Origin of the sequence: Pantoea sp. JZ2, assembly GCF_035191405.1 — a bacterium.
Lineage (GTDB): Bacteria > Pseudomonadota > Gammaproteobacteria > Enterobacterales > Enterobacteriaceae > Pantoea > Pantoea stewartii.
This window is the reverse complement of the sequence record NZ_CP045247.1, coordinates 694,629-710,322: the sequence shown is the minus strand read 5'-3', so window position 1 is coordinate 710,322 and position 15,694 is coordinate 694,629. Positions and strand designations below refer to the sequence as shown.

18 protein-coding genes and 1 pseudogene are annotated in these 15,694 nt (G+C 51.9%); 5 read left to right on the top strand and 14 right to left on the bottom strand.

The window, feature by feature from the left end; all coding sequences use genetic code 11:
* The 5 genes from GC087_RS03560 to GC087_RS03540 all read right to left on the bottom strand — a co-directional run bounded on the left by GC087_RS03560 (nucleotide 1) and on the right by GC087_RS03540 (nucleotide 3,521).
* Complete coding sequence (locus GC087_RS03560) at nucleotides 1–204, bottom strand: tail protein X (RefSeq protein ID WP_324029642.1); 204 nt, start codon at nucleotides 202–204, stop codon at nucleotides 1–3.
* Nucleotides 204–668: a head completion/stabilization protein gene (locus GC087_RS03555; RefSeq protein WP_324029641.1), complete on the bottom strand. Its 465-nt coding sequence runs from the start codon at nucleotides 666–668 to the stop codon at nucleotides 204–206. Before GC087_RS03555 ends, GC087_RS03560 begins: the two co-directional genes overlap by 1 nt.
* Nucleotides 669–765: 97 nt before the next feature.
* Nucleotides 766–1,410 (bottom strand): phage terminase small subunit, encoded by a 645-nt coding sequence (gene gpM, locus GC087_RS03550; RefSeq protein WP_324029640.1) that lies wholly within the window; start codon nucleotides 1,408–1,410, stop codon nucleotides 766–768.
* Nucleotides 1,411–1,413: 3 nt separating this feature from the next.
* Nucleotides 1,414–2,625, bottom strand: a complete 1,212-nt coding sequence (locus GC087_RS03545; RefSeq protein ID WP_324029638.1) for a phage major capsid protein, P2 family — start codon at nucleotides 2,623–2,625, stop codon at nucleotides 1,414–1,416.
* Between the two features lie 44 nt (nucleotides 2,626–2,669).
* Nucleotides 2,670–3,521 (bottom strand): GPO family capsid scaffolding protein, encoded by an 852-nt coding sequence (locus GC087_RS03540; protein ID WP_324029637.1) that lies wholly within the window; start codon nucleotides 3,519–3,521, stop codon nucleotides 2,670–2,672.
* Nucleotides 3,522–3,665: 144 nt separating this feature from the next.
* Here GC087_RS03540 and GC087_RS03535 point away from each other — a divergent pair, with 144 nt between their 5' ends.
* Together GC087_RS03535 and GC087_RS03530 are read left to right on the top strand one after the other, a co-directional pair.
* The gene (locus tag GC087_RS03535; protein ID WP_324029635.1) at nucleotides 3,666–5,432 is read left to right on the top strand and encodes a terminase ATPase subunit family protein; all 1,767 of its coding nucleotides are present in this window, start codon (nucleotides 3,666–3,668) and stop codon (nucleotides 5,430–5,432) included.
* On the top strand, nucleotides 5,432–6,481 hold the full coding sequence (locus GC087_RS03530; RefSeq protein WP_324029633.1) for a phage portal protein: 1,050 nt from the start codon (nucleotides 5,432–5,434) through the stop codon (nucleotides 6,479–6,481). The genes GC087_RS03535 and GC087_RS03530 overlap by 1 nt, the downstream gene beginning before the upstream one ends.
* A gap of 36 nt (nucleotides 6,482–6,517) precedes the next feature.
* Here the strand turns inward: GC087_RS03530 and GC087_RS03525 are convergent, their stop codons facing one another.
* Entirely contained in the window at nucleotides 6,518–6,817 is a 300-nt protein-coding gene (locus tag GC087_RS03525) for a DUF1493 family protein (RefSeq protein ID WP_024471077.1), read from the bottom strand.
* Complete coding sequence (locus GC087_RS03520) at nucleotides 6,811–7,275, bottom strand: STM2901 family protein (protein WP_110957504.1); 465 nt, start codon at nucleotides 7,273–7,275, stop codon at nucleotides 6,811–6,813. The genes GC087_RS03525 and GC087_RS03520 overlap by 7 nt, the downstream gene beginning before the upstream one ends.
* 436 nt (nucleotides 7,276–7,711) lie before the next feature.
* On the opposite strand from GC087_RS03520, the gene GC087_RS03515 reads away from it, so the two are divergent.
* The 3 genes from GC087_RS03515 to GC087_RS03505 are packed head-to-tail and all read left to right on the top strand — an operon-like array spanning nucleotide 7,712 to nucleotide 10,463.
* Complete coding sequence (locus GC087_RS03515; RefSeq protein ID WP_324029631.1) at nucleotides 7,712–8,713, top strand: PD-(D/E)XK nuclease domain-containing protein; 1,002 nt, start codon at nucleotides 7,712–7,714, stop codon at nucleotides 8,711–8,713.
* Nucleotides 8,713–9,783, top strand: coding sequence for a hypothetical protein (locus tag GC087_RS03510; protein ID WP_324029630.1), 1,071 nt, complete (start codon nucleotides 8,713–8,715; stop codon nucleotides 9,781–9,783). Before GC087_RS03515 ends, GC087_RS03510 begins: the two co-directional genes overlap by 1 nt.
* Complete coding sequence (locus GC087_RS03505) at nucleotides 9,780–10,463, top strand: hypothetical protein (RefSeq protein WP_324029628.1); 684 nt, start codon at nucleotides 9,780–9,782, stop codon at nucleotides 10,461–10,463. Before GC087_RS03510 ends, GC087_RS03505 begins: the two co-directional genes overlap by 4 nt.
* Nucleotides 10,464–10,582: 119 nt before the next feature.
* Here the strand turns inward: GC087_RS03505 and GC087_RS03500 are convergent.
* The 7 genes and pseudogenes from GC087_RS03500 to GC087_RS03470 form a co-directional block, all read right to left on the bottom strand.
* Nucleotides 10,583–10,792: pseudogene (locus GC087_RS03500) on the bottom strand (DinI-like family protein).
* Nucleotides 10,793–10,807: 15 nt separating this feature from the next.
* On the bottom strand, nucleotides 10,808–10,996 hold the full coding sequence (locus GC087_RS03495) for a hypothetical protein (protein WP_024471080.1): 189 nt from the start codon (nucleotides 10,994–10,996) through the stop codon (nucleotides 10,808–10,810).
* 83 nt (nucleotides 10,997–11,079) lie between these two features.
* A complete protein-coding gene (locus tag GC087_RS03490; protein WP_416383433.1) occupies nucleotides 11,080–13,365 on the bottom strand; it encodes a replication endonuclease in 2,286 nt (761 codons plus the stop codon).
* The gene (locus GC087_RS03485) at nucleotides 13,365–14,369 is read right to left on the bottom strand and encodes a phosphoadenosine phosphosulfate reductase domain-containing protein (RefSeq protein ID WP_324029624.1); all 1,005 of its coding nucleotides are present in this window, start codon (nucleotides 14,367–14,369) and stop codon (nucleotides 13,365–13,367) included. The genes GC087_RS03490 and GC087_RS03485 overlap by 1 nt, the downstream gene beginning before the upstream one ends.
* Nucleotides 14,366–15,205, bottom strand: coding sequence for a DNA adenine methylase (locus tag GC087_RS03480; RefSeq protein WP_324029622.1), 840 nt, complete (start codon nucleotides 15,203–15,205; stop codon nucleotides 14,366–14,368). The genes GC087_RS03485 and GC087_RS03480 overlap by 4 nt, the downstream gene beginning before the upstream one ends.
* Complete coding sequence (locus GC087_RS03475; protein WP_039342015.1) at nucleotides 15,202–15,429, bottom strand: TraR/DksA family transcriptional regulator; 228 nt, start codon at nucleotides 15,427–15,429, stop codon at nucleotides 15,202–15,204. The genes GC087_RS03480 and GC087_RS03475 overlap by 4 nt, the downstream gene beginning before the upstream one ends.
* Complete coding sequence (locus GC087_RS03470) at nucleotides 15,429–15,656, bottom strand: DUF2732 family protein (RefSeq protein WP_210512271.1); 228 nt, start codon at nucleotides 15,654–15,656, stop codon at nucleotides 15,429–15,431. The genes GC087_RS03475 and GC087_RS03470 overlap by 1 nt, the downstream gene beginning before the upstream one ends.
* Nucleotides 15,657–15,694: the final 38 nt, after the last annotated feature.

The window sequence follows — 15,694 nt, the reverse complement described above, 5'->3', positions numbered from 1 at the left end:
TCAGTCCCATAGCTGCACGGTCTGCGCCGTGGCTGCGGGCGCAACGTCCGGCAGCTCGACCTTTAAACCGTGGGGTAAGGTGGGGCCGTATTCCGCCAGCCCCGGATTGGTCTGTAACACCAGCTCAGACAGCCCCTGCGTGCGCCCGTAGTGACGCCAGCACAGTGCGTCCACCGTGTCATACTGCTGCGCACGCACTTTCATCAGATAAGCTCGACGGTTACGTGCGGCAGATCCTGCACGCGGCTGATGGCCCAGCGCGCATCGCGCCACAGATCGCCGCTGGCATCGTCCAGCGTCTCGCCGCGCTTCGCGCCGGATGCGGTGGCGTCAAAGTCGCTGTAACGCTCGTTGAGTACCGCGCGCGTCCAGCACCACACGGCGTTTTCATAGTGGTGCAGGCGTGCGCTCTTTCCGGCCAGTTGCTCAGCCGGTACGTCACCCAGCCCGTTGTAACCGGCCACCTCCTGCCGTTCCCGCCACGGGTACAGCTCGGCGTTCACCTCTGACATGGCGGTCAGCACCACCTGCTTAAGCCGCTCCTGCGTCACGGTGCCGTCAACGCGCATCGCGCTGCGAAACTTAGCCAAATCCAGATCCGGCCAGAATGAATTGTTCGGGATAATGACCGGCGCAACCGGCGACTGCTCTGGCGCTGTAAACTGCATCCTTACTACTCCTGAATAGGTGGGCGGTGGACGGGGTTTTGATGCGGCGCTGCCTGTCGCCACCCCGTGCCGCCCCGCGCGTGGGCACGTTCGGTTATCAGCTGTCTTTGCGGAGTTTCCGCTCAAGCTGCTCAATGTCTTTTTTCACCCCGCATCTTTCGTCCAGCTGCAGGGCGTGCTTAAGGTGATTCAGTGCGGATGCCGGGTTGCTTTCGGTCTGCACCCAGCCAATGGACTTGTGCAGGCGCGCACGCGACTGATCCGGCATGTCTTCCCCGTCCACCGCATCCAGCGTCTGCAGCAGCAGGTCAGCATCAAACGGGGTTCCGGCCAGAATGGCGGCTTTGGCGGCGTCGGCCATTTCCTCAGTAAGCACCGTCGCCGTGTTGCGCTTGCCGACCGGCATCACCCAGCCATGTTTAAGCGCATGGCGGCCAATGGTCAGCGCACCGGCATAATCACCGGCATCAATACGCCACAGCATGACGTACATGATCACGTCATCCTGCTGCGCCCCGTCGGCGCTCAGCACGCCCTCTGCCCAGGGGGCATATTTCGGCAGCACCTCAACCTTAATCTGCGCTTTGGTGACAGTGGACTGAATGCCCTTGAGGCGGCGGCGATCTTCGTTAAGCTGCAACAGCATCAGGTCATAGCCTTTTGCGTGGCGGCCATTGCCGCCCGTGCGGGCGGCCTCCTGTGCCTGAATGAATCGCGTATGTGTGCGAAAAGGATTGGTCACGGGTTACGCTCCTGCGCTGCCGGTGCCGCTGGCCACCGTGCTGCCTGACGAAGCGTCTGTGTCGTCTTTCGCCTCCGGCGCATCTGCATCGCCGAAAGACCTGGACGCGCAAATCCCCATACCAATGATTTCTGCCAGCTCACCCTTGCTCATGCGACTCAGCTCTTTTTCCGGCTCTGGCTCCTGCTCCAGCATTTCGATGTTTTCGATCAGGCAGGTGCAGTCGTAGTCTTCGACCACATACGCCTCGTTGACCGATTCAAGGTTCTCAACGCGATCCCGTTTAGGGTTGTCGATGAGGGAGCGGCGGCGCGTGTCGTCCTGGACATAAATCGACAGGTTATCAAGGCGCGTAATCAGCATGGCATCAGCCGGGAAGAACGGCGCACGCACCGCAGGCAGGCCGCCGATGCGCTTCTGGCTGATAATCAAATCAGCGGCCAGCGCTTCGGTGTTGGGCTGGTCTTTGTTGACGATCGGGAAATACTTGTCGGCCAGCAGCTGGCGGCCGCAGATCACAACCAGCTCGGTATCATCCTGATACTGCACGGCGATTTTTTCGGTAACGGCCCCCATCACCACGGCATCCAGATTGCGGAACAGGCCCTTTTTACCAATGGTGATTTTATCGGCGATAACTTTTCCGCTGCTGTCGATGTGCTGACCGACCACCTGTGACGGTTTCTCCTGGCGGATTTTTTCCAGCCAGCCGATGTTGACATCCTGCAGCAGCGGGTTCTGGACGCGGTTAGAAGTTTTCTCACGCTTGAGGCCGTTAAAACCGATCATGATGCGGTCAAGCGCCTGGCGTTTGACAATCATGTCGCGGATGCGCACCTGAAAGTCGGCAAACTTCGCCCACATGTCCAGCTTCGGATAAGGCAGCGCCGTGTCAAAGTTGGTCTGCGTGCACTTATAGCCTTCGCCGTCGATATAGGTCGGATCGGTAGGCTCGCGCTCTTTCTGCGTGGTGTCGGTTGTACCCGCAATCGTGCTGCCGATACCCAGCCCCAGACGTTCGCCGCTCTGCTCAGGCACCGGCACAATGTTGATGCGCGTCAGAAAGTCTGATGACTCCTGAATTTTGGTTTCCAGCGTCTGCGCGACGGATGGCTCAACGGTAAATTTGCTGTTGAGGGCCGACAGGTTGATGTTGTTGATTTCCGCCAGTACCGACATGTAGGCGTTTAACTTAAAGCGGGTGTTGTTTTTCATCGTTTCGTGTTCTCTGTTCGTTAAGAGTGTTGGCCGCACCTGCATCAGCAGTCGGTGCGCACGTCCTGGCTGTTGCTGTTGCCATTACCGGGTGTGCGCGGGCGGAAGTCCTGGCGCCCGTCTTCACGGCTCAGCTGTGCCTGCAGCTGGCTGAAATCCGCCTGCAGCTGCTCACGGGCTGCAGCTTCTGCGCTCAGCTGCACCTGCAGGCTGCTGGCCTGCTCGCTCAGGGCGGTTTCGATGCGCTGGCTGAATGCCTGCTGCTCGGTGGCGACCAGCTCGACGGCTCGGTGAACGTCACTGAAACGCGCGTCATCAGACTTCTGTTTGTTGCTGAAAAGCGCGACAACGCGGCTGTAAAGGGACGGTTTTTCGTCGGCCTCGTCCTCAAACTCGATCACGGTTTCGGTGGCGGCGGTAAACAGGTTGTCAGGATGTTGCTTGCGGTTAGCCAGCGGGTTTGCGCCTGCACTGGCGCTGAACTGCAGCATTTCGGTGCCGAGGCTGGCCGGATTGTCGGTCACGGCCAGGCCAATCAGATACGCCTCGCCGGTGTCGGCGAACTCCGGGCGAATCTCCATTGAGGTGAAAAGCTTCTGCATGTTGCCGGTCATCGTCACCAGCTCATCCGTCGGGTTAATCACCGCGTACAGGCCCAGCTTGCCTTTCAGCAGGCCGTCGCTGATTTCTTCGGTGTCCAGCGCATCGACCACACCGAAACGGCGAAACGCGCTGTCAGGCGTGTAACCCTTGATGTGCTCCATGTTGATCACGGCGGTGTAGACAGCCGGATCGTAATTGGCCGCCATCTGTTCCAGCCAGCTGCGCTCGATGGTGCGCCCGTCCGTGGTGGCACCTTCCACCCCGATGCGGAAACGCTTTGCTTTCTTTGCCATTGTCCAGGCTCCGGTTAGATAAAAACTCTGTGAGTCCCTATGTTTGCGGCGACGGGGGTACTGAAACAACGCGGCGACGTTGTACCGTAATTCACACAATCACGGGCGGCAGAAAAGGAAACGGGCGGGCCGTATTTTGGGGCCATGACAACGACAATCGCCCCCGCAGACCTCGATCCCCGCAGACAGGCTTTGCTGCTGTACTTTCAGGGATACCGCATCGCCCGCATTGCTGAAATGCTGGGAGAGAAACCCGCAACCGTTCACAGCTGGAAGAAGCGCGACAGGTGGGGCGACTATGGTCCGCTTGACCAGATGCAGCTCACCACCGCCGCGCGCTACTGCCAGCTGGTCATGAAAGAGGTGAAGGAAGGAAAGGACTACAAAGAAATTGACCTGCTGGCCCGGCAGTCAGAGCGTCATGCGCGCATCGGGAAATTCAACAACGGCGGCAATGAGGCGGATTTAAACCCCAATGTCGAAAACCGCAACAGAGGCCCGCGCAAACCGCCTGAAAAAAACGTATTCAGCGACGCGCAGATCGAAAAGCTGCAGGACATTTTTCACAGCACGATGTTCGGCTACCAGCGCCAGTGGTGGGAAGCCGGAAATAAATATTCGGTCCGAAACCTGCTTAAGTCGCGCCAGATTGGGGCGACGTTCTTTTTTGCCCGCGAGGCGCTGATCGATGCGCTCACCACAGGGCGCAACCAGATTTTTCTCTCAGCCAGTAAGGCACAGGCGCACGTATTCAAGCAGTACATCGTGGAGTTTGCCCGCGAGGTGGACGTGGACCTGAAAGGCGATCCAATGACGCTGGCTAACGGTGCGTGCCTGTACTTCCTCGGCACCAACGCCCGCACGGCGCAGAGTTATCACGGCAACCTGTACCTTGACGAATATTTCTGGATCCCGAAATTTCAGGAACTGCAGAAAGTCGCCTCGGGCATGGCGCTGCACAAGAAATGGCGCGAAACCTATTTTTCCACGCCGTCCAGCCTCACGCACAGCGCTTACCCGTTCTGGTCTGGCGCACAGTTCAATAAAGGGCGCGCCAAAGCCGACCGCGTTGATATTGATTTAAGCCACGCGTCCCTTGCCGCTGGCCGCCTGTGTGCCGACGGCCAGTTCCGCCAGATTGTCACCGTTGAGGATGCCGTACGCGGCGGCTGTGACCTGTTCGACTTAGAGCAGCTGCGCACGCGCTACAGCCCCGAGGACTATCAAAACCTGCTGATGTGCGTGTTTATGGATGACCTTGCCTCGGTGTTCCAGCTTGCCATGCTGCAGAAATGCATGGTGGACAGCTGGGAAGTATGGGACGACTTCGAAGCGCTGGCGCTGCGCCCGTTTGGCTGGAAAGAAGTCTGGATCGGTTACGACCCGGCGAAGGGTACGCAGAACGGCGACAGCGCGGGCTGCGTGGTGATTGCCCCGCCAGCCGTGCCGGGCGGCAAGTTCCGCATCCTTGAACGTCACCAGTGGCGCGGCATGGATTTCCGCGCGCAGGCCGAAGCTATTAAGACCCTTACGCAGCAGTACAACGTGACCTATATCGGCATCGACTCGACCGGCGTCGGACTCGGCGTCTATGAGAACGTGAAAGCCTTCTTTCCGCAGGTGAAAGAGTTTGTTTACAACCCGACGGTGAAAAATGCACTGGTACTTAAAGCCTACGACACCATCAGCAGCGGGCGCATGGAGTTTGACGCCAGCCACCTGGACATCGCGCAGTCGTTTATGTCCATCCGTAAGGCCACCACGGCCAGCGGCAACCGTCCGACCTATGAAACCAGCCGCAGCGAGGAAGTCAGCCACGGCGATTTAGCCTGGGCGACCATGCACGCGCTGGCAAACGAGCCGCTGCAGGGACAGGCGGCACACACGCAGAACATTGTGGAGATGTATTAATGAGCAGACGCAGGAACCGCACGCGCATGCAGCCCGTGCAGCAGCCGGAACAAATGACCAGCACAGCCACCTCGGAGGCGTTTACCTTTGGTGACCCGATCCCGGTACTCGACCGGCGCGAACTGCTGGACTACGTGGAGTGCGTCATTAATGACCGCTGGTATGAGCCGCCCGTAAGCTTTGACGGGCTGGCGCGCACGTTCCGCGCCGCCGTGCATCACAGCTCACCCATCAGCGTGAAATGCAACATTCTGGCGAGTACCTTTATCCCGCATCCGCTGTTGAGCCAGCAGGCTTTTACCCGCTTTGCGATGGATTATCTGGTGTTTGCAAACGCGTACCTGGAGAAGCGAACCAGCCGCCTCGGCACCACGCTGAAACTGGAACCCTCGCTTGCCAAATACACACGGCGCGGGCTTGACCTGGACACCTACTGGTATGCGCACTACGGCCTGAACGCGGAGCCGTATGAATTCACAAAGGGGAGCGTGTTTCACCTGATGGAACCGGACATCAATCAGGAAATTTACGGCGTACCGGGCTACCTGTCGGCCATCCCGTCCGCGCTGCTGAATGAATCGGCCACGCTGTTCCGCCGCAAGTATTACATTAACGGCAGCCATGCGGGCTTTATCATGTACATGACCGACCCGGCGCAGAGCCAGCAGGACGTTGACAACATCCGCAGCGCCATGAAAAGCGCAAAGGGCCCTGGTAACTTCCGCAACCTGTTTATGTACAGCCCGAACGGGAAGAAAGACGGGATTCAGATCATCCCGCTGTCAGAGGTGGCGGCCAAAGATGAATTTCTGAATATCAAAAACGTGTCACGGGATGACATGCTGGCCGTGCATCGCGTGCCGCCGCAGTTGATGGGGATAATCCCCAATAATACCGGCGGGTTCGGGGATATTGAAAAGGCCAGCCGCGTATTTGTTCGTAACGAACTCATCCCGTTACAGGCACGCATGAAAGAATTAAATGACTGGCTCGGCCAGGAGGTTATCAGGTTTGTGCCTTACAACCTCGATCTGGAAGATGGCAACTGATATACGTTAAAGACAAAGCGCCTACGGGCGCTTTTTTTATTTATCCACCCATTGTCCGGCGCGCGCTGAATCAATCAGCAGCTGAATAGTCAGCGGCTTTTCCGCTTTTCCGTTATCTGCCGGGAAATAACGCCCGAAATTTATTTCACCTGGATTGATTGAAAACTTATCAGCAAACTCTTGGATTAAATCATAAGCGTCTATCGGATCCATTTTAAAATCTTCGTTAAGGTCAGTGTCGTGCTTTAACTGATACCGCTTAAAGGTGAATATGCTCGGTGCGTTGTAAGTCTCAACGAGATCAAACACCGCTTTTTCTGTTTCGTCCCTTACCATAACCTGTCCTCTTTACTGACAATTCGGTTATATCTTACTGTTGCCTCGTAGCTTATCTGCGCCACATCAGCAGCCAGAACTACCCAGCCTAAAACGGGTATTGCTCGGCCCGTAAAAGTTGCCAGCTTGTGAGTCATCAACATCTTAATTCTTAACGGGTTGCCGGGTACTGGCGAATGAATGAACGTTGGCAGTCTGAAAGGCAGATGAATATTTTTGAGTAACCGTCGTGAATATTGAGACGCATAGCTTGTGCCTGGCGTTGCGTCACCGGGTTTACCTCTGACTGCAATCTGGTTACTACCTGCATAAACCGCAGCTCCGGCTATAACATCCTTTGCCCCCGTAAAATGCTCAGCTGTTACATCAACCATAATCCAGAAAAAAAGCTCACCGGCAGACAGGTTCGAAAGTCCGCCATAAAAATACGTTCCGTTCAGTTGTTCGGTTGTATCCATACCCACACCCAGTAGTGACCAACATGATTAAACTTTAACCGCAACGGCTTTGAATTTCCAGCACCCTGCCATTGCGCCTGTAACGCATCGTGTCGCACCTGTGTCCTCACCCGTCGCACGGGGTCAGCTGTAACCCCATCTCGCGGCGGCGGGTCGGAAATCGGGCCGAATGGTGATGGCCTAAACGTCGTGGCGCGCGCTCGTAGCCCCGCCACGCCTGCGCGCTTTATGTAGTGGTTTTCATGCAGGTGCATGGTGTAAGCAAAAGCCCGGCAGAACTGGCGGACCTCAGCAAAAACGATCCTTTTGCGATCATTCATTTTCATGCGCTATAGTCATGCAACAAACGCATACGAAAAACATGGTTATATTACTCATCAAGTCAGATGGATTTTCAGGCAGATTGCGACAGCAATTGTAAAGGAGCGAGATTGAAATGGGTGGAGAGACTTCGGCTATACAACGAGTCGCGGGTAAGATTTCTGATGATATTTTCTTAGTGTTCAAATGGGATAGAGCCGCTAGAGCGGACATGAATTGGGATTGCTGCCAAGAGGCTCATTCGAAGAAAACACATCCAAGCGACGTTGTCTTTTTCTACATAGATCCATATGAGGAGGAAATGGTCTACCTCAACACAGACCTCAAAAGCTATGCAGAAGGTACTATTGGGAAAAAAATAGTCGAGGGAGCTTTAACATCGCTTGCTTTAGCTACCGAGTGTGCAAATGTAAGTGAAGAATGGCGATTGAAATATGTTCATGATGATTCTTTAGGTTATAACGTAAGAGGCTTATTATTCTTATATAACCATGATAATTTATATGATAAGGACTTCTATGAGAATATCACAAAAAAATTAGATCACTCATCTATAAATTGCCCTCCAAACATCAAACTACATTTACTTGATCCTTATAAAATATCAGATTTGATAAACATATCTTCTGACATAACCAAATTAATTGGTTCAGGCAAACTTCCTCAACCTGATAAGTTCACATATTATTACCCAGACCTTTCCCTAACAAGAATAAAACACCCTATTAATCAGACAACACCTGCAACAATTGAATTATTAACATCACCATACATTATAATAAAACATGAGGCTTTTAGTTGGCTAAGAGATAAAACCCCTGAGGGATATGTTGTTTATTACAATCAACCGGGGGATTCAGTAGACGAATTTGTTTACTTTTTTGACATGTTATCAACTTATCAGATACTAACTGAAGGTAAACCAATTGTATTACGCCATTGTCACATTCATCCAAATGAAAATGCCATTCATCACTTTGAAAGAGCGAAAAAGAAATACAGCACAGATTGGCTTTTAGGTGAGGATGAAAGACTTTTTCTTAAAATTGACTTCGACAAGACGGACAAAATTGTTGTTGAATATAATCTTGAACAAATCGGCATGGAGCAACGATAATGGCTAAAAAATTATACTTCGCAACTGACAAAAATATTTATGATGCATTACATCATAAAAGAATAACTTCTGCGAAGCTGCATGAGTTATTGTTAAATAGAGGTGTATTTTTATCGCCAGAACTCGACAAGGAAATATTAATTGAGGAAATATCCAAACTCCCTCACGGATTTAATGAGTTAGAACACATAAAAAAACTTGTCAAAACATATGACCCAAGAGAAAGCACTACTAATGTGAGCTTCCAAACCTCAACAAATCAGGCCGAATTAAAAATTGCTGCTGAAGCACTAAAAAAAACATGCTCCCCTAGTAAAGGTCAAAGCCTGAATATTGTAGCTAAAAAAGATGGCTCGCTTACAGTAGAATACAACTATGAAGAAATAGACCTGTCCAAAACTGCATTACGTCAAATCGACAAGCGGAATATTATAATTGAACTTCGCCCTGGAACTGACAAAGTTGAAGTACGTATGCCTCAAAACCCCGAGGCAAAAAAAGTTATCGAGAGCCTGCAAAACGAACTATCTAAAATAAAGTCCGAGCCTATCGAGCGCTTCGAAATATCATTACTAGCAATAACTGATCCTACATTGCGAAGTCAGTTCTTCCAAGAATTAATGAATGGCCTAAGTGGTTATGAGACTGATGACGTAACAAAAGTCGAATTAAATCGCAGTACTGATGCTAGTGAGGATGAAGACAAAGAAGAAACTATTGATACCGGCTTTGTTAAGAAAGCCGTCCTGAATGGTGAAGGGGTAAATAGTTCAGCTATATTTTCTCAACTACATGAGAAAGGTTATTATATCGGGCGCATTGCATGGTCTTCAAAGACTACAAGTGGAATTGGAGATAGAATCAACGTCGAAGCATTTTTCAAAGACTCAGAGAAATGCTGTGACTTTGCCTATCAAATTAAAGGGATAAATAATCAAAAAGAAGACGGTTTCAATGTAACCATTCGCGCGGCAACGGCACAAGAGAAAAAACATATTAGTGAATTAATTGAGTCCGCCGCTGAAAATGCCTATAATATAATAATAGGATCAGAGGTGAACGAAAAATGAAAAAGGTTAAATGGCTTAAGTTAAACATACGGCTTGAGTTTGAAACAGCCGTTAGACGTCTCTCTCTTGATTCTTTTACGGAGACTAAAGGGAAAGGGTTCATTTTTGATAAAATACGCCATAATTTTGCAAATGGGCGTTTTGTCGAACGTATTGTTTATCATGACAAAATATCAAGCTTTGACGGAAGTGAAACTACCGTTGAAAGAATCGAATATCGCACTACTAATTTTAGCATAGCTTTAGACTCTCTTCCTATAATGCAGATTACTAACCCACCCAGAACTTTAAAGCCTTTTTCGCAGGCTTTGGTAAAAAATATTGGCTTAGGTGTTAGTTTGGAAGAAATTGACATAAACCCTATAGATTGGATTAATGAAATATCTTCAAGTGTAAATATCAATTTAACACAACTTGATATTTCAAGGGTTAGAGTATCTGATTACGCCACGGCTAAAATGCAAATAATTGGCAGCAGTGACCTTAGGAAATACTATAAAGAGGAATTAGAGGGTAAAAAAATACGAATTGACAGACTTGTTTGCTCGGTTAATTCACTAGAGTATTCCGGTAAGCTCAAGATCACCAATAGCGGCCTTGCTTATATTGATGTAAGAAATGAAAATGAGTTCACAAAAATCGTTTTTGATACGTTAAAAAAAATCATCCTTCATTCATAGATGGCTTATAAAAAATTACTTCACCTAACGCCTCGCCTTACTCGTTGTTCAACCTCGCATGCGTCAGAATCAAGTTCTGACGCATGCGAGGTTTCTTAATACAGCCAGTTATCGTCTTTCTAGATGGCCTGTAAAATTTCGATCACGTCTTTTTTATCTTAATCCAGCTTTAAGCCTGACAGCTCGACGCCGTTCGCACTGCCTTTGCGGATTCGGTTAGCCATTTTTGGATACTGAGGTTGCAGATTTTTTATGATTTCTGACTCAAGCGCCTCAATAGCCTCCTGGATGACCTTTTGCTGTTTGTCGATCTTGATTACAATGCGCATCCCCTCCCCCTTTTCTTACTCTGAAACTTCAATCGAACGGGCGTATTCGTGACTCCTGACCTTTTTCATTAGCTCGTCGGTCAGCTCAGACACCCACTGGATCGCCAGACTCTTTTCATCTTCACTGCAATCACTCGATGCAACCAATTTAAGAAATAAATCAATACGTTGTAACTTTAATGACTCAAAGAAATAATCCTGCATAGCATTTTCTCCCTACAAACAACTGTACATAAACACAGTATATTAGAGAGTTCTTAAAGTGAAATGTTTTTTTACTTTTATCCTTACTTTTTGTGCGCTTCGCTTTCTGCTTTAAGTAAGTTGGCAGCCTGTGCCCTTTCAGCGAGCCTGTTGAAACGGCCAAGTATTTCGTCTTTACGTGAAGTGTCAGCCTTGCTTTTGAATGGCCGCACTAAATCACCGTAGCAGGTGCTGCGGAACATTTTCCCTGCGATTTCTGTCTGTGTGCCACCTATCAGGCGCACGGCCAAACCGCGGCTGATGATTTCGCCGCTTAAATCTCTGACCTGACCGATCACGTTGTCGCAAGCTGTCTCGATTTTTTCTGGCCGCCGCAGCACTAAGTGTTTTTTATATGGTCTTTCACCCCTCAGTCGGGCCAGAAGCCGTCGCCGTTCTTTACGGCTCATCCCTTTAAGGTCGATTTCTTCCACACTTTCCGGCGGGTTTGAATCCTCAGAACTCAAACGCCCCGTACAGTTATTGACAGAACTCCGAGAGGGCGCGGGCGCGCCCTGAAGGTCAAAACCAAAATCAACGGCACGTTTTGGGACAATCTTCCAATGTGCCAGACGGGTTAAAATCGGGGTGTCAGCGCCAACCTCAGTTGCGTAAACGCCCTTGATGCGCACAGTTTCCTCACCGTATGCATTCAGCTCATCGCCCGACTGATACCATGTGCGCACGGCCAGCTCATCAAGACGCACGAACGGGCCGCCCTGCGCGTTAACGTATGCTGCCCAGTCGCCCACGTCTGCCGCGTCATGCGCAGCGGCAAACTCAACACTCAGGCCGTGGGCGGTTTCGGTGTCATCCATGCGGCGCAGCTCGCGGTAAACCGTGACCGGCGCACCGCCTACAAACTGAAACTGTCGGATATGCCAGCGTGCCGCCCATGCAGAAACGGCGGGGGCGGTTTCTTTCAGCTCTTTGCCGCTTTCGTCGTCCAGCTCGCCATCCAGCGCGTAGCCATCGATATTCTTAGAGATATATTTAGCCACGTACCCCGTAGCGCTGCCTTTTTCCGGATCGATGGCCTCGGCATGAAAACGCGCTTTACGGGCTTTATCCGTGGTCAGCTCGTTGCTGTCCTGCTGAAAGGCGTAGTCACGGATTGTCTGGCGAACCTGATCCGCATCTTCGGGACGCATAAACATCAGCATGTGCCAGTGTGGCGTTGCGTCGTGATGAGGTTCAGCAACGCGAATGCCAAAGATTCGAATGTCATCACGGTGCAGCTTTGCCCGGATGCGCTGCCACACGCTGCAGAGGTAACGCTGCGTGTCTGCCGGGCTGGCGCCATTCCACTTGCGGTTGCGATGGCCGGTTTTGATTGTGGCGTGATAGCGTGACGGCGCGGTCAGCGTATAAAACTCGCCAACATAGCCCAGCTCATTACAGATATTTTCAAAGCCACGGATGCGGGTCATCAGCTCACAGCGACGTATTGCCGGATTTGCCACGCTGCCGTCGTATTTTTCAATCAGGCTGATGCGGTTGCCTTCCTCGTCTTCCAGTTCCATACCCTTTAAAAACTCACGGGTGCGGCGTTTCTGCTCCCGCCATTCGGAAACCGTCATTCTGCTGGCATAGGGGGTGTGCTTTTTGCTGACGTTAGCCAGGGCAATCTGCAGGTGTTCCCGCCATGACGCAGCAACGCGGCGCAGTCGCCCCGTCCACCATTTCTCTGTCTGCATACGCAGCACGGCGGGCGTGACTTCTTCGGGATCAAAGAAACGGGACGTCACCTTATCCCACAGTGGCGGCGTCTGATTAAATTCACGGGTGATGGCCGCCGCTGTCATGTAAACGCGGTGCGTGTATTTATAATCTGACTCATCAGCTGCCTGCGCGTGTGCCTGTACCAGCTCGGCCAGAATGAAACTGGCGATATCACCGGCCAGTAAATCCACATCGGCGCGCGACATATCAGCCAGGCGGTTAAAGCGCTTCATCAGCTCCCACAGCTGGCCGCCGGCACGCGCCGCGCCATTCTCTTTCGGGGCGTTTTGCGCCAGCAGGTTAAAGGTGCTGGCGTCCATAGTCTTAACCCGGTACTGCTCGTTAACGCATTCAACACGCGGCAATGTGCGCTCGACGAAGGTTTTCGTTAAGTACGCATTGGCGCGGGCAATGCCCTGTGATTTTTCCAGCTCGTTGACGCGACGCTTAACGTCAATCTGGATCAGCGTCGGCTGTTGCTCAAGTAGCTCCTGCGCACGCACTAAAGCCGCAATCATCTGACTGCGGCTGTGCATTTCCTCATAAGTGGGATAAGGGCTGGCGATGGCTTCCCGTGGGGCATTCCACGGGTAAGCGTAGTGCTCGATCACTCGCACACCCCTGCATAAACACTGTTGCAGACACCTTGATCAGTGGCGGTTGCCAGCAAATCGAACTGACTACCTCCACGGGTTGTCAGCGCCCAGTCCCGGTAAGTTTCAATACCGTGAGATTCAATTGATATAAAATCTATTCTGCGCTCTGCCTTGCGCGGATCCTGTGTTGACGGGAAAAAAGTGGAATTGCCACGGCGTGAACAACGCGCAACAAGTTTCTCCCATGCTGCTACACGTGCTATCTCTTCTGGCCAACGGCTGAAAATTTCTGCCAGCTCTGACTTGCGGGCATGGATGCACGGCATACACCCTACGCGGCTGCAGCCTTGCTCGTAGAGAGGGTTAGGCTTGATTCCGTGACGACGCGCCAAAGCAAAAACATCTTCATGTTTCCATTTCAGGATAGGCCGATAAATTGCCAGGCCCGGGCCAATGTCAAACCCCTCTTCCCATGGCTCCAGCATCGCGCGCTGTGGTGATTCCTGCGCACGGACACCCTGCCATGAGATAACTTTTTTCCCGGCAGCTATTAAGGGATCCACTATCTGAACTTTTATTGGCTCATGCTTCAGTTCGAAGGTGCAGAAACGGGCTTTAGTTGAAGGAAAACGCCCTTTCCATAAGCACAAATCAAGGAAAGGAATGCCCGTGGGTTTGAGTGTTTCAAGCGCTAAAGCAACAGCGGATAGCGCACGTTCAGAAGTAAATCCACACTCCTCAACCAGAGATACAGGCCATTTTTCCGCGATAAACTTGCGCTTGTTTTCAATGCGGGAAGTGAAATCAGCCTTAACACGCTTAACCGGCCCCAGCTTCGATTCCAGATAATCCAGATATTCCATGGTCTGCGGGTGCTCATGGCCGGTGTCTGCAAATGCCGTCTGAAACTCAACACCGGAATCAACAGCCAGCAACCAGTCAGCAAGGCTGTCTTTTCCGCCAGATATGCTGACCACATTCATGACGTTCTCACCAAAGCAGCGTTTGTCGATCATGCGACCACCTCCGAAGATGCTGCAGGGTCAAAACCAACCCAGACAGCGGCAGGACGACGAACGGCGATGATTTCTGCCGCGCTTTTGCCGTCACCTGCGGCCACGCCAACCGCGCGGGCAGCCCTGATGCTGGTCAGCTCGTAGGCATTAAAAAGCGTGCGCGTAAATTCGGTATCGCTGTTCGAAGCGATGACCGGGCAGCGCTCTGACACGCTGGTTAACATACTGGCTAAGTCCTGCTGAGCGGCCTTATCAAATCCGCCTGCGTGGTAGTCGCTAAACGTACCGTCATAGGGCGGATCGCAATAAACCACGTCGCCGGTCTGAATCATGCTCAGCGTCTCGCGGAAATCAGCACATATAAACGTTGCACGGTGAGCTTTTGCTGCGAATGTTTCGATTTCTTCCAGGGGGAAATAAGGTTCAGAATAGTTACCGTAAGGAATATTAAATTCACTCTTACGGTTATAACGGCAAAGGCCACGATAGCCGTGGCGGTTCAGGTAAAGGAAATGTGCGGCTCGCTCAAGCAGCGGCAGGGCGGGGTCATGATTAAACGCTTCGCGGATGCGGTAATAATCCTCTGCACTTTTGTTTTGGGTAAACAGGCTCATCGCCACTACGATAAACGGGCGCGCGTGTTCTTTAATCTGGCGGTAAAGATTAATCAGGTCGGGATTAACGTCAGCCACTAAATAAGCCGGGTAATCCGTTGCCATCATCACCGCGCAGGAACCTGCGAAGGGCTCAACGAGGCGATGCCCCTGCGGCAGATGATTAAGCAGCTCGGGCATGAGGCGGGTTTTGTTGCCCGCCCACTTGAGGATCGTACTCATACAGCACCGCCTTTATAGTGGGCGCTTTTCAGCTCGACGATTTCCTGACAGGCGACGCAGTGGGTAACACCCTGTACCGCGCGGCGACGGGCCTCCGGTATCGCCTCATCGCAGGCCAGACAAAAGAACTCACCAGCCCCGACAGGCTGGTGACGTGCGTTAGCGAGATTGCGCTGCAGTTCTTCCTCAACGCGCGCCTGGACTAAATCCATTGAATCGGCCATTAATGCAGCTCCCGCGCCTGATGCTCAAAACGCTCTGCCTCTTTATCCAGCAGCTCAATGATTTCCGGCGCGGTCATTTCGTGCCTGCGGGCATGGATGACCAGCGCCGCAATGCGGATTGACACGGCCAGCGCATCATCGCTGCGCTGTTCTGTTTTAGCCTTGTTCAGCAGTGCATTAAGCGTGTCTGCGTCGGCTTCAAAATTACGGGTTTCGGTATTTCTCATGTTTCTAATCTCCAGATTCAGGGCAAAAGAATGCCCGG

Coding starts and splice junctions, on each gene's coding strand:
- GC087_RS03560 (WP_324029642.1), bottom strand. CDS start 204: ATGAAAGTGCGTGCGCAGCAGTATGACACGGTGGACGCACTGTGCTGG.
- GC087_RS03555 (WP_324029641.1), bottom strand. CDS start 668: ATGCAGTTTACAGCGCCAGAGCAGTCGCCGGTTGCGCCGGTCATTATC.
- GC087_RS03545 (WP_324029638.1), bottom strand. CDS start 2,625: ATGAAAAACAACACCCGCTTTAAGTTAAACGCCTACATGTCGGTACTG.
- GC087_RS03540 (WP_324029637.1), bottom strand. CDS start 3,521: ATGGCAAAGAAAGCAAAGCGTTTCCGCATCGGGGTGGAAGGTGCCACC.
- GC087_RS03535 (WP_324029635.1), top strand. CDS start 3,666: ATGACAACGACAATCGCCCCCGCAGACCTCGATCCCCGCAGACAGGCT.
- GC087_RS03530 (WP_324029633.1), top strand. CDS start 5,432: ATGAGCAGACGCAGGAACCGCACGCGCATGCAGCCCGTGCAGCAGCCG.
- GC087_RS03525 (WP_024471077.1), bottom strand. CDS start 6,817: ATGGTAAGGGACGAAACAGAAAAAGCGGTGTTTGATCTCGTTGAGACT.
- GC087_RS03520 (WP_110957504.1), bottom strand. CDS start 7,275: ATGGATACAACCGAACAACTGAACGGAACGTATTTTTATGGCGGACTT.
- GC087_RS03515 (WP_324029631.1), top strand. CDS start 7,712: ATGGGTGGAGAGACTTCGGCTATACAACGAGTCGCGGGTAAGATTTCT.
- GC087_RS03510 (WP_324029630.1), top strand. CDS start 8,713: ATGGCTAAAAAATTATACTTCGCAACTGACAAAAATATTTATGATGCA.
- GC087_RS03505 (WP_324029628.1), top strand. CDS start 9,780: ATGAAAAAGGTTAAATGGCTTAAGTTAAACATACGGCTTGAGTTTGAA.
- GC087_RS03495 (WP_024471080.1), bottom strand. CDS start 10,996: ATGCAGGATTATTTCTTTGAGTCATTAAAGTTACAACGTATTGATTTA.
- GC087_RS03485 (WP_324029624.1), bottom strand. CDS start 14,369: ATGATCGACAAACGCTGCTTTGGTGAGAACGTCATGAATGTGGTCAGC.
- GC087_RS03480 (WP_324029622.1), bottom strand. CDS start 15,205: ATGAGTACGATCCTCAAGTGGGCGGGCAACAAAACCCGCCTCATGCCC.
- GC087_RS03475 (WP_039342015.1), bottom strand. CDS start 15,429: ATGGCCGATTCAATGGATTTAGTCCAGGCGCGCGTTGAGGAAGAACTG.
- GC087_RS03470 (WP_210512271.1), bottom strand. CDS start 15,656: ATGAGAAATACCGAAACCCGTAATTTTGAAGCCGACGCAGACACGCTT.